Origin of the sequence: Flavobacterium frigoritolerans (assembly GCF_025847275.1) — a bacterium.
GTDB classification, from domain to species: domain Bacteria; phylum Bacteroidota; class Bacteroidia; order Flavobacteriales; family Flavobacteriaceae; genus Flavobacterium; species Flavobacterium frigoritolerans.
Genome location: NZ_JAOZEV010000001.1, coordinates 488813 through 502156, shown reverse-complemented (window position 1 = coordinate 502156; position 13344 = coordinate 488813). Strand labels below are relative to the sequence as shown.

Genomic DNA, 13344 nt, shown 5'->3' with positions numbered 1-13344 from the left:
ATGAAAAATATAGTTAGAAATATAACAGCAGCCTTAGTAAGTGTAATTTGCTTAGGTAGTTGTAGTCAGGAATTTTTAGATGAAGTAAAACCTACGACAGGAGTTCCTGTTGAAAGTATTTATGAAAGTAGAACCACTGCTGAAGGGGCTATGGCTGGAATATTGAGACGTTTCAGAGGGCAATTTGAAAATGCAGCAGGTGTTGCTTCTACAGATGTAGGTGGGTTAAATTCAATGTTTTATGCGAGATCGCTTAAAGGTAATGATGTGATATCTTCAAACAACTGGTATGGAAGTGATTACGAGAATAATAATAGAGAGCCTACATATCGTAGAACTACTTTTACTTGGGATTATCCTTTTTTTATGATTAATCAGGTTAATAATTTTATTAAACAAGTTAAAGCTAGTACAAAAATAGTAGAGGATGATAAAAATGAATTGTTGGGACAGGGATATGCATTACGTGCTTTCTTTTACCACCAATTAGTTTTGGAGTTTTCAAAATCATATAATGAGGATCAAAATTATCCAGCGCCGCCTATCTATAAAGAGCCTACTGTAGTGCCTAAAGGGATGTCTACTGTAAAGGAAGTTTATGATTTTATGGTTGAAGATTTGACTACAGCTATCCCTTTATTGTCTGAAGACCGCTTAGGAAAATCTTTTGTGAATAAGGAAGTTGCAAATGCTATATTAGCACAAGTTTATCAGGTAATGGGTAAATGGGATTTGGCAGAAGCTGCTGCTATAGAAGCGTATGGTGGAAATGTCACTTCGGTTTTAGATGCTGGTGGTTATGGTTCAGGTTTTAAAGACAATGCTAGTGTAGAATGGTTATGGGGATCTCCTCAAAGACCTGATCAAAGTAATTACTATTATTTAGCACCTCACGCTTTTTCTGATCATAGATCTCCTGGTTATTATTCTGCATATGTAAATTCAACATTTGTTAGTTTATTCTCTGCTACAGATGTTAGAGGAGGAGTAGGGCCAACTAAATTATTTAATAAAAAATCAGCAACACTTCCATCTACTGATTATAGATATTATGTTTCGAACAAGTTTTCGTTTACATTTAGTTCTCATTCTCCAATCATCAGATATGCTGAGATGATACTAATTGATGCAGAAGCAAAAGCAAGACAAGGAAATAATGGTGGTGCAAAAACTGTATTGTTTGCATTACAAAAAAATAGAGATGCAAATGCGGTACAAAGTTCAAATACAGGACAAGCTCTTATTGATGAAATTTTAGTTGAAAGACGTAAAGAGTTATTCCTAGAAAATGGAATTGAATGGTTTGATGCAAAACGTTTAGGAAAAGGAATGCCTAGAGATGGTAATCAACGTTTAAAAGGACCTAATGCAGGAGTAACTTATGATTTACAGGCTCATGATTTAAGATTTATGCTTAAAGTTCCTCAGTCTGAAATTGATGCAAATCCATTTATTGACAATACTGTTAATAACGGAAAATAATTTCAGCATAATAATATCAAAGTAGATTGCTAAAATCCGCTTTTTTAAAACCCGCTTTTTATAAGCGGGTTTTTTATTTTTAAAAACTTTTTTCATTTACCTTTGCGTCATCCTAAATTGTCGAAAATAATATCTAAATATATATAACCCTTTCAAATGAGAATTCTCTTTTTAATTTATCTTTTAGTACTACCCACACTATTGTTTTCTCAGGCAAAAGCAAATAATAAAAGTAATTTAGACATGAGTGGTGCGCATCATGGGCTTAATGATACTATTAAAGCCAAAAAGAAAGTAGCAAGGATAGATCAATATAGATATATAACACTTGAGCGTGATACAACTTATCTGGATACATCACTTACAATTCAAAAAGAATACAGCCATAATTACTTGCGAAAGGATAATTTTGGACTATTGCCTTTTTCTAATATTGGACAAACATACAATACACTTCAATATAGCTTAACCGATTTTACTCCATATCCTGAAATGGGTTTTAAAGCAAAGCATTTTAATTTTCTAGAAGCCAATCAGATTCAATATTATTCTGTTGCAACTCCATTAACCGAATTGTATTTTAAATCCACAATCAATAAAGGGCAAACGCTAGATTCGTTTATAACCTTGAATATGTCTGAAAGATTTAATGTTTCGGCAGAATACAAAGGATTGCGTTCAGAGGGGAATTATATAAATCAATTGTCGAGCACAGGAAATTTTAAATTAACAGCAAGTTATAGTACAAAAAAAGGACAGTACTATATTAATGCACACTATACTTATCAAGATATTTCTAATGAAGAAAATGGTGGGATAACAACGCCCAATGATTTTGAAAGTGGAGATCCGGATTTTAAAAATCGACAGAGGTTAGAAGTATATCTTACCGATGCGGAATCATTCTTAAAAGGAAAACGATTGTTTTTTGATCATGCATATAGAATAAATGAAACAGAAGGAAATAATAATTTGTATGTAACGCATCAATTTAATTACGAAAACAAATTTTTTGAATACTATCAACCAACAGTTTTATCAACAGTTGGTACGAAAAATGTTCTTCGATTTGGAGATTCGTATGTAACAAGTAATATTAATGATCAGTCACGTTATAATAAAATGTATAACAAGGCTGGGGTAGTTTATGAAAATATATTATTAGGGAAATTCCAATTTTTTATAGATGATTTTAGAAGTAATTCATACTATGGTAGAGTTTTGATTTTTGATAATGGAGTAATTATTCCTAGCTCATTAAGTCAGGATATTAATAGTTTTGGAGGTCAATATGAATATCAAAAAAATAAATGGAACGGAAGATTTTTATATTCAAGATCAATAACAGATCAATCGCTTTCTAATTTAGAAGCAAAGCTTAAACATGATTTTAGTGATAAAATTAAACTTTCATTTGAGTATCAAAACATAAATAAGTTACCAAATAATAACTATAATTTGTATCAGAGTAGTTATGTAGCATACAATTGGTCTAATAAATTCAAGAACGAAAAAATTAACTCTTTAAGCGCAAGCGCAAGTACACCTTGGGTTAATATGTCATTTCAGTATTCTGTATTGAATGATCATATGTATTTTAAAGATGAATCAACAACTACACAAGCTAATGCAGGTACCCAAATTATAAAACCAGCACAATACGATGGTACAATCAACTACTTAGAAGTAAAAGCCAGTAAAGAATTTAAATTCGGACGTTTTGCATTGGATAATACAGTTTTATATCAAAAAGTAGATCAGGCAAATGCGATATTAAATGTGCCAGAAATCGTAACAAGAAACACATTGTATTACACAAATTATTTCTTTAAAAAAGCACTTTTTTTACAAACCGGAATCGTATTTAATTATTTTACTAGTTATTATGGGAATGATTATAATCCTGTAATTGGTGAGTTTTTTGTTCAAAATAAGAAAGAAATAGGAAATTATCCGAACTTTGACTTTTTTATAAATGCAAGAATCAGACAAACAAGAATCTTTTTAAAAGCAGAGCATTTTAATTCGTCGTTTTCAGGTAGTAATTACTATTCAGCACCGAACAATCCATATCGAGATTTTGTCATCCGATTTGGTTTAACTTGGAATTTCTTCCAATAAGATTAATTAATAATAATGGGAATCAGACCTTATAATTTCCAAACTTAATATAATGAAGTACTCAAAAAATATTTTAGAAACAATTGGCAACACGCCTTTAGTAAAGCTTAACAAAATCGTTGCAGAAATTGATGCATTAGTTTTAGCAAAAGTTGAAACATTTAATCCAGGAAATTCTGTTAAGGATAGAATGGCAGTAAAAATGGTAGAAGATGCCGAAGCAGATGGACGTTTAAAGCCAGGAGGAACTATTATCGAGGGAACCTCTGGAAATACAGGAATGGGATTAGCATTGGTTGCTATTATAAAAGGATACAAACTTATTTGTGTAATTTCGGATAAGCAATCAAAAGAGAAAATGGATATCTTACGCGCAGTAGGAGCGAAGGTAGTCGTTTGTCCAACAGATGTAGAACCAACAGATCCTCGTTCCTATTATTCAGTTTCGAAACGATTAGCAGAGGAAACTCCTAATTCTTGGTATGTAAACCAATACGATAATCCATCGAATGCATTAGCACATTATGAGCAAACAGGACCAGAAATTTGGGAACAAACAGAAGGGAAAATAACACATTTTGTAGTTGGAGTAGGTACAGGGGGAACAATATCTGGAGTTGCAAAATATCTAAAAGAAAAAAATCCTAATATTAAAATTTGGGGAATAGATACCTATGGATCAGTTTTTAAAAAATACCATGAAACAGGTATTTTTGATGAAAATGAAATTTACTCTTACATCACTGAGGGAATTGGAGAAGATATTTTACCAAAAAATGTTGATTTCTCATTGATAAATGGATTTACAAAAGTAACAGATAAAGATGCTGCGGTTTATACTAGAAAAATTGCACTCGAAGAAGGGATTTTTGTAGGTAACTCAGCAGGAGCTTGTATAAAAGGATTATTGCAGTTAAAAGAACATTTTACAAAAGATGATGTAGTGGTCGTATTATTTCACGATTCAGGTAGTCGTTACGTAGGTAAAATGTTTAATGATGATTGGATGCGTGAACGTGGTTTTCTAGAAGAGAATATTACTAAAGCAGAAGATGTTATAAAAGATCATATTGATAAGCAGCTAATCGTTGTGAGAACAGAAGAATTGGTTTCGCATGCAATTGAAAGAATGCGTAAATATAAAATTTCACAAATTCCAGTAGTCGATATAACAGGGTTTGTAGGTTCAGTTGATGAAACAGATTTGTTTAGAAGTTACATAGCGGACAAGAATGTAGCCGAAAAACCAATTAAAGAAGTAATGGGAAAACCTTTTCCTATTGTAAAATTAGGGACGCCGATAGAGGAGGTTTCGAAACTTTTTTCAAAAGAAAATGATGCAGTTTTGGTAGATTTAGGAAATGGAAACCATCATATTATAACAAAATACGATATTATTGGTTCGATAAAATAAAACAACAGTTCATACAATTTAAATAGCCACAAATCTAACGATAATTTTCGTTGAATTTGTGGCATTTTTAGCTTATAAAAAATATTAAAATATGACTTTTACTGCTATAGATTTTGAAACTGCTATAGGACACCATCCTTGTTCAGTAGGTATTGTTACGGTAGAGAATGGGGTAATTGTAGATGAATTTGTTACTCTAATCAAGCCACCTAATAATGAATACTCACCATTTACAATTAGAGTACATGGTATTTATCCTCGTGATACGATAAATGCAAAAACCTTTGCTCAAGTATATCCAGAGATAAAAAAACGTCTAGAAAATAGAACTGTTGTTGCTCACAATGAAAGTTTTGATCGTAATGTCTTGATGAAATCTATGGCATTGTATGGTTTAAATTATGATGATTTAAATATTGCTTCACGTTGGGAATGTACGGTTAAGATATATAAAGCGAGAGGACTAAAACCAACAAAGTTGAGTGATTGCTGTCGCGAAATGCAAATTCAGCTCAATCATCACGAAGCATTATCAGATGCTCGAGCATGTGCTAAGTTATATTTATTGAGGTAATTTTCTTTCATTTTTAATTTTTTTGAATTACTTTGGTCGATCATTTTAAATGACTAAATAATGAAAGAAAATTTTCTGCATTACCTATGGAAATATAAAAAGTTCAACACTTTAAATTTAAGAACGTTTAATAATGAGGAGCTTATAATTATAAATGTAGGTCAGTACCTGGAATTGGCTGGACCAGATTTTTTTAATGCTCAAATAATAATTGAAAATCAAAAATGGGCAGGTAACATTGAGATTCATTTAAAATCTTCTGACTGGTATTTGCATCATCACGAAAATGATAAAGCTTATGAGAGTGTAATTTTGCATGTTGTTTGGGAGCATGATAGTGAAATTTTCAGACAAAATAATTCAGAGATACCTGTTTTGATTTTAAAAAATTATGTTTCAGAAGAGATTATTAAAAATTATAAAACCTTACTCACCCCTAAGTCTTGGATTTTTTGCGAAAAAGAAATTAAAGATATTGGTGCGTTTTTATTTATAAATTGGCAAGAACGACTCTTCTTTGAGCGATTAGAGCGTAAATCGAAACCTATTTATGATTTGTTAAAACTAACAAATAACGATTGGGAGGCGATCTTGTTTTGCCTTTTGGCAAAAAACTTTGGATTAAATACTAATGGAGATTCTTTTTTAAAACTGGCACAATCAATTCCGTTTAGTATAATAAGAAAAGAAAGTTTTGAAGTTGAGAATTTAGAAGCGTTGCTTTTTGGAAATGCAGGATTACTGGATGCAGATAAAGAGGATAATTATTATAAAGATTTGAAAATTAGGTATTTTTATCTTTTGCATAAATATCAATTAGAGAGAGTATATGTGGAACAAGTACAGTTTTTTAAACATCGGCCAGATAATTTCCCGACAATTCGGCTTTCTCAATTGGCTAATTTATACCACAAATATCAAAATTTATTTTCGAAGCTTATTAATTTAAATACAGCTCAGGAAATTTATGATTTGCTATTGGTTTCGGCAGCTCCATATTGGCAAAATCACTATCAGTTTGATAAAGAAAGTCCTTTGAAATCTAAGAAAACAGTCCGTTCCTTTGTTGATTTACTTATCATAAATACAATTATTCCAATAAAGTTTGCTTACGCTAAAAAGCAAGGAGAGTCTATTTCTGAGGATCTAATTATACTTTTAAATCAAATTAAACCAGAAAAAAACTCCATTATAGATAAGTTTAAGATGTTTAAAATTAATCCAAAAAATGCATTAGAGACGCAATCTTTATTACAGCTGAAGAATGAATATTGTAATAAGAATAGATGTCTTGATTGTGTTGTTGGAATGGAACTGCTAAAGAGTTAATAGAGGAATAGAGAAATAGAGAAATAGAAAGTTGGGCAATTAAGTTATATCTAAATATAGCTTTTTATTTTATCCCAAAGCTATCAAGATTAGATAGCAAAGAGAAATATGTTGATTTTTAGTTGTTACTAATTCTATTGACTTACTTAGTTAATTTTGTATTTTTGCATAACATCTATCATCTTAAAAGTATGTCAGCAATTATTAAACTTAAGTTCTTTTTTGAAAAATACGGTTTTCATGTTTCTTCCAGATTAGCCGACAGGTTAGGAATGAGAGTTACAAGTGTCCGTTTATTTTTTATATATATATCTTTTGTTACTGCTGGACTTTGGTTTGGGGTATATTTAACTTTGGCATTCTGGATCCGATTAAAGGATTTAGTTCGTGCTAAAAGGACTTCCGTTTTTGATTTGTAACTCATTTATTCTATATAAAAAAAGGGATTATAAAGTATTAACTACTTTTATAATCCCTTTTTTTATATTGTTATAGATTATTTTTTAGGATTGTTTAATTTGCTGTTTTTCTTACCATAAGTAAAGTAAATAACAACACCAAGTCCCATCCAAATTACCAATCTTACCCAGCTTTCGTTTGGTAGAGAGTACATTAATGCAAGACAAATTATAATTCCAGCAATAGGAACAAAAGGTACTAATGGAGTTCTGAAAGATCTTGGGGCATCTGGCATTTTTTTACGCATTACCATAACACCGATGCATACTAATACAAACGCTAATAAGGTACCAATGCTAACCATATGACCTAAATCACTTACAGGAACAAATCCAGCAAATAGACTCACAAATACCAAAAAGAAAATATTAGTTTTCCAAGGAGTACGAAATTTTGAATGAATTTCACTGAAGAATTTAGGTAATAACCCATCTTTACTCATGGTATAAAAGACACGGCTTTGTCCCATTAGCATTACTAGCATTACTGATGTATAACCAGCAAGAATTGCAATGATTAAACCAGTTTGTAAAAATGTATACCCTGTTTTTGCAAAGGCTGTTGCAGCAGGTTTTGCGTCACCAGCAAATTCATAATAAGGTACAAGACCAGTCATTACGTGAGCGAATAAAACGTATAATATAGTGCAGATTACCAAAGAGCCTAAAATACCAATAGGCATTCCTTTTTGTGGATTTTTTGCTTCCTGTGCAGCAGTAGAAACAGCATCAAAACCAATGAAGGCAAAAAATACAGTTCCAGCTCCAGCAGCAATTCCAGACCAGCCAAATTCACCAAAAACGCCTGTGTTTTTAGGGATATATGGAGTGTAGTTTGCAGTGTCAATAAAGCCCCATCCTAATACGATGAAAACAATTACAACAGCAACCTTTAGAACAACTAAAAAGTTATTTATAGATGCGGATTCTCTAGTGCCTCTTATTAATAATAAAGAAAGTAATGAAACGATGATAATAGCAGGAAGATTGATAATACCTCCTTCAATAACAGTTCCATCACTTAATTTTAACGTCTCCCAGGGAGAACAAATTAAATTATGAGGCAGGTGAATATTGTATTTATTAAGTAATTCGAGTAAATAACGAGACCAACTTACACCAACTGTTGCGGCACCTAATGCATATTCTAAAACTAAATCCCATCCAATTATCCAAGCCATAAATTCACCCATTGTTGCATAGGAGTATGTATAAGCACTACCAGCAACAGGTATCATTGAGGCAAACTCTGCATAGCAAAGACCTGCAAAAGCACACCCAATAGCTGCTAGAATAAAGGACAATGTAACTGCTGGTCCAGCATGCTCAGCAGCAGCAATTCCAGTTAATGAAAATAATCCGGCTCCAATAATTGCACCTACTCCTAGAGCTACTAAAGAGCGGGAAGATAAAGTTCTTTTTAAGCCTCTTTCAGATTCGGAAGCTTCATCAAGCAATACCGATAGTGGTTTAGTTTTCCAAATTGACATATTTTATTTTGGTTAATTGTTATTAAGCTCCAAATGTATTCTTTTTTATAAAAAATAAAAACAATTAGTGCATTTTAAGTTGTAAAATAATTAATTTTATGAAGAATTATTGGTTTGCCTTACTTTTTTACTGGATTATATTGCTTGTTTATATCGATAATTTTAAATAAAATCTTGTTAAATTTATATTTTTTTGGTTTAATTTACAACTCCAAATTAAATTTTGTCAAAAATGGATTTTAGAAAAATAGCTCTTTACTTTAAATTTAGTAGAGAACAAAGAATTGGTATTATTTTGCTTTTTGCAATAATTATTGTTTTACAGTTGGTTTATTTTTTTGTTGATTTTAGTTCACCATCACAATTTTTTCCAGACAAAGAAAAATGGATGTCTTTGCAGAGAGAAATAGATTCAATTAAAAATAATAATGAGAATAAAGAAGAAAAAAAATATTTATTCAATCCTAATTTTATTACAGATTATAAAGGGTATAAACTAGGTATGACAGTAGAGCAAATTGACCGACTGTTAGTTTTTAGAAAAGAGAATAAATATGTTAACTCTCCCAAAGAGTTTCAGGAAGTAACAAAAATTTCAGACTCTTTGTTAGATAGTATGATTCCGTATTTTAAATTTCCTGATTGGATAGCTAATAAGAAAGAGATAAAGGAATATAGGAATTATCCAAATCAGAAGATATTCATTAAAAAAGAGAAAAAGATATTAATAGATCTCAATCAGGCTACCCAAGAAGATTTAATTAAAGTTTCGGGAATAGGAGAGGCTCTTTCTTTACGAATTTTAAAACAGAAAGAAGGTTTAGGGTATTTTGTTTCGATGGAGCAACTTAAAGACGTTTGGGGACTTTCGCCTGAAGTTATTTTTAATTTAAGTAATCATTTTAAAATATCAGAGCCAACTTCTTTAAAAAAAATAGCAATAAATGATGCTTCTTTAAAAGAGCTTTCAAGCTTTCCTTATTTTCGATATACATTGGCAAAACAAATCGTCACCTATCGAAGTATGAACGGAAATATAAATAATATTGAGGATTTGATAAAAATTAAGGGCTTTCCTGTTGAAAAAGCAAAAATAATTGGTTTATATTTGGAGTTCTAAAAATATACTAATGAATTTTGATTATAACGAAACGCAATCAATGATTGCCCAGTCCATAAAAGAATTTGCTGAAAAAAATATCCGCCCATATATAATGGAGTGGGATGAGGCACAAACATTTCCAATTCCACTGTTCAAAGAATTAGGGGCAATGGGATTTATGGGAGTTTTGGTTCCAGAAGAATATGGAGGATCAGGACTAGGTTATCATGAATATATAACCATCATTGAGGAAATTTCAAAAGTTGATCCTTCGATTGGATTGTCAGTTGCGGCTCATAATTCATTATGTACAAATCATATTTTGACTTTTGGTAGTGAAGAACAAAAGAAGAAATGGCTTCCTAAATTAGCAACTGCAGAGCATATAGGAGCATGGGGTTTGACGGAGCATAATACCGGATCTGATGCAGGTGGAATGAATACAACAGCAGTAAAAGATGGAGACCATTGGATCGTAAATGGAGCGAAGAATTTCATTACGCATGCTAAATCTGGTGATGTTGCTGTGGTGATTGTACGCACAGGAGAAAAAGGAGACTCGCGAGGGATGACAGCTTTTGTATTTGAAAAAGGAATGCCAGGATTTACATCAGGAAAAAAAGAGAATAAATTAGGAATGCGTGCGAGCGAAACAGCTGAATTGGTTTTTGATAACTGCCGAATTCCTGATGCAAATCGTTTAGGGAATGTAGGAGAGGGTTTTATACAATCTATGAAAATATTAGACGGAGGCCGAATCTCAATAGGTGCTCTATCGCTTGGTATTGCTAAAGGGGCTTATGAAGCGGCATTAAAATACTCAAAAGAAAGATATCAATTCGGGCAGCCAATTAGTAGTTTTCAAGGAATTTCGTTCAAGTTGGCAGATATGGCAACAGAAATCGAGGCTTCGGAATTGTTATTGCATAAAGCAGCATTTTTAAAACAACAACATAAGCCAGTAACCACGATGGGGGCAATGGCTAAAATGTATGCTTCAGAGGTGTGTGTAAAAGTAGCAAATGAAGCGGTTCAAATTCATGGAGGATACGGATATACAAAAGATTTTCCAGTAGAGAAATTCTACCGAGATTCTAAGTTGTGTACTATAGGAGAAGGAACTACCGAAATTCAGAAAGTAGTTATTTCAAGAAACATTTTAAGAGATTAGTTATATAATATGGGCGTGCCCACAAAAAAAAAAGAAGCCATTCAGTTTGTGTTGATTGGCTTCTTTTTTTTTGTGGTCGAGCTTTCCGCTACAATCTTTTTATTCTTAAAGAAAGAACAAAAAGGATTTTCGCTTCAATCTCTCACGCAACCCTAAATGTTGTTAAGGCGAGTATTGATTAGTGAAAATGATTTAAGATCTCACATTTTGCATCCCCATGATAAGTGGAATAAAAAAATAATGGATAGTTTATAGTGTGTAATTAGAATAAATGTTTACTTTTGCACACTTAACGAAAGGGGGTGTCAATATTATGTTAATTATACCAATTAAAGACGGAGAAAATATCGATAGAGCATTAAAGCGCTATAAAAGAAAATTTGATAAAACAGGAACTGTTCGTCAGTTAAGAGCACGTACTGCTTTTATTAAGCCATCTGTAAAAAATAGAATCAAAATTCAAAAAGCTGCTTACATTCAAAACATGAAAGACAACTTGGAGAGTTAGATAAAATCTATATTCAAATAAATGCCGTTAGTCATCAAAATTTTATAACTTTGATGCTAACGGTTTTTTTATTTTATAGAATCAAAGCAATTCTGGATTTAGAATTTGAAAAGGGGTGATGGTGTGGTATTCTTTAGAGAAATAAATAGAGGGTAAGAGTGAAAACAAATAAACAAGCATTCCAGGAATATCTTCAGATGGAGAAAAAGTATTCTTCGCATACTCTGGATGCTTATATGAATGACGTAGTTTCTTTTGAGTCATTTAATAAATTGCATTTCGATCAGGAAAATATTGATCAGGTGAATTATAGTCAAATTAGGTCATGGGTGGTTTCGCTTGTAGATGCTAATGTCTCTAATGTTTCTGTTAATCGTAAAATGGCGTCTCTAAAAGCATTTTATAGATTTTTGTTAAAGACTAAGCAGATAGGAGTTAGTCCGATGCAAAAACATAAAGCATTAAAAACTCCTAAGGTAGTGCAGGTTCCGTTTTCTGAAAAGGAATTGATGGATTTGGTGAATCAAATGAGGGATTCTGAGGGGTTTGAAGGGGTTAGGAATAGGTTGATAATTGATTTGTTTTATGCGACAGGTATTCGAAGGGCGGAGTTGATAGGTTTGCTTCGGGTTAATGTTGATTCGTCCGCTAGTATGATTAAAGTGTTAGGAAAGCGTAATAAAGAGCGTATTATTCCTGTTTTGCCAGTTATCGCTGAGCAGTTTTTATTGTATATAAAAGAGCGTGAAAGTATTGAGAATATAGTTGATAAGGAATATTTTTTTATTACTAAAAAAGGGTTAAAATTAAATGAAACCTTTGTGTATCGATTAATAAATTCATACTTTAGTAAAGTCTCCGAAAAGGTAAAAAAAAGTCCTCATGTCCTCCGACATACATTTGCGACTCATTTATTGAATAACGGGGCTGATTTAAATTCAGTAAAGGAATTATTGGGACATTCAAGTTTGGCATCTACGCAGGTATATACGCATAGTAGTTTAGCGGCTCTTAAAAAAGTGTATGCTGATGCGCATCCTAGGAATAAAAAGTAATTCTAAAATGTTTAATTCTAAAATAACTATTATGAAGGTAAGTATTAATGCGGTTAACTTTGCAGTTGACAGAAAGTTGGTAGATTTCGTTCAAGAAAGAATGGATAAGTTGGAAAAGTATTATGACAGGGTGGTATCAGTAGATGTTTTTTTAAAGGTTGAAAAAACTAGTGACAAAGAGAATAAAATTGCCGAGATAAAAATTAATGTTCCAGGGGATGATTTTTTGGTGAAAAAGCAATGCAAAACCTTTGAAGAGGCAGTTGAGCTTTCGGCGGAATCCTTAGAAAGATTGTTGGTTAAGAGAAAAGAAAAGGTAAGAACACATATTTAATGTAATTTTTTTAAAAAAATGTTTTGATTCAAAGATAAAATAGCTACATTTGCAGTCCGTTAGAAATAGCGGACTTTTTTTATTGAAATTGCCAGCGTAGCTCAGTTGGCTAGAGCAGCTGATTTGTAATCAGCAGGTCGTGGGTTCGAGTCCCTCCGCCGGCTCAAAATAGTTCAAATGCGATTTGAAATTGTTCATGTAATTATTGATAAAAAAATGGGGAGATACTCAAGCGGCCAACGAGGGCAGACTGTAAATCTGCTGTGTGAACTTCGCAGGTTCGAATCCTGCTCTCCCCACAAAAGA

12 protein-coding genes and 2 tRNA genes are annotated in these 13344 nt (G+C 32.1%); 13 read left to right on the top strand and 1 reads right to left on the bottom strand.

Annotated elements, in window-relative coordinates; translation table 11 throughout:
* The 6 genes from OIU80_RS02175 (at position 1) to OIU80_RS02150 (ending at position 7339) form a co-directional block, all read left to right on the top strand.
* Entirely contained in the window at positions 1-1482 is a 1482-nt protein-coding gene (locus tag OIU80_RS02175) for a RagB/SusD family nutrient uptake outer membrane protein (protein ID WP_264285453.1), read from the top strand.
* A 156-nt stretch (positions 1483-1638) separates the two neighbouring features.
* Positions 1639-3603: a putative porin gene (locus OIU80_RS02170; RefSeq protein ID WP_264285452.1), complete on the top strand. Its 1965-nt coding sequence runs from the start codon at positions 1639-1641 to the stop codon at positions 3601-3603.
* Positions 3604-3655: 52 nt separating this feature from the next.
* A complete protein-coding gene (locus OIU80_RS02165; protein ID WP_264285451.1) occupies positions 3656-5017 on the top strand; it encodes a pyridoxal-phosphate dependent enzyme in 1362 nt (453 codons plus the stop codon).
* Positions 5018-5108: 91 nt separating this feature from the next.
* Positions 5109-5591: a 3'-5' exonuclease gene (locus OIU80_RS02160; protein WP_264285450.1), complete on the top strand. Its 483-nt coding sequence runs from the start codon at positions 5109-5111 to the stop codon at positions 5589-5591.
* Positions 5592-5651: 60 nt separating this feature from the next.
* Complete coding sequence (locus tag OIU80_RS02155; RefSeq protein ID WP_264285449.1) at positions 5652-6920, top strand: DUF2851 family protein; 1269 nt, start codon at positions 5652-5654, stop codon at positions 6918-6920.
* A gap of 191 nt (positions 6921-7111) precedes the next feature.
* Positions 7112-7339: a PspC domain-containing protein gene (locus tag OIU80_RS02150; protein ID WP_129537458.1), complete on the top strand. Its 228-nt coding sequence runs from the start codon at positions 7112-7114 to the stop codon at positions 7337-7339.
* A 77-nt stretch (positions 7340-7416) separates the two neighbouring features.
* Here OIU80_RS02150 and OIU80_RS02145 read toward each other — a convergent pair whose 3' ends face one another.
* Positions 7417-8868 (bottom strand): amino acid permease, encoded by a 1452-nt coding sequence (locus OIU80_RS02145; protein ID WP_264285448.1) that lies wholly within the window; start codon positions 8866-8868, stop codon positions 7417-7419.
* 232 nt (positions 8869-9100) lie between these two features.
* Between OIU80_RS02145 and OIU80_RS02140 the strand changes: the two genes are divergently transcribed.
* The 7 genes from OIU80_RS02140 to OIU80_RS02110 all read left to right on the top strand — a co-directional run bounded on the left by OIU80_RS02140 (position 9101) and on the right by OIU80_RS02110 (position 13337).
* On the top strand, positions 9101-9988 hold the full coding sequence (locus OIU80_RS02140; protein WP_264285447.1) for a ComEA family DNA-binding protein: 888 nt from the start codon (positions 9101-9103) through the stop codon (positions 9986-9988).
* Positions 9989-9998: 10 nt separating this feature from the next.
* Positions 9999-11141 carry an acyl-CoA dehydrogenase family protein gene (locus tag OIU80_RS02135; RefSeq protein ID WP_264285446.1) on the top strand — a complete coding sequence of 381 codons (1143 nt, stop codon included), beginning with the start codon at positions 9999-10001 and terminating at the stop codon, positions 11139-11141.
* A 313-nt stretch (positions 11142-11454) separates the two neighbouring features.
* Entirely contained in the window at positions 11455-11649 is a 195-nt protein-coding gene (gene rpsU / locus OIU80_RS02130; RefSeq protein WP_039111382.1) for a 30S ribosomal protein S21, read from the top strand.
* A 158-nt stretch (positions 11650-11807) separates the two neighbouring features.
* A complete protein-coding gene (locus OIU80_RS02125; RefSeq protein ID WP_264285445.1) occupies positions 11808-12704 on the top strand; it encodes a tyrosine-type recombinase/integrase in 897 nt (298 codons plus the stop codon).
* Positions 12705-12735: 31 nt separating this feature from the next.
* A complete protein-coding gene (gene hpf, locus OIU80_RS02120; protein WP_264285444.1) occupies positions 12736-13038 on the top strand; it encodes a ribosome hibernation-promoting factor, HPF/YfiA family in 303 nt (100 codons plus the stop codon).
* A gap of 90 nt (positions 13039-13128) precedes the next feature.
* Positions 13129-13202: transfer RNA gene (locus OIU80_RS02115), tRNA-Thr, on the top strand.
* 54 nt (positions 13203-13256) lie between these two features.
* Positions 13257-13337, top strand: a tRNA-Tyr gene (locus OIU80_RS02110).
* Positions 13338-13344 lie beyond the last annotated feature (7 nt).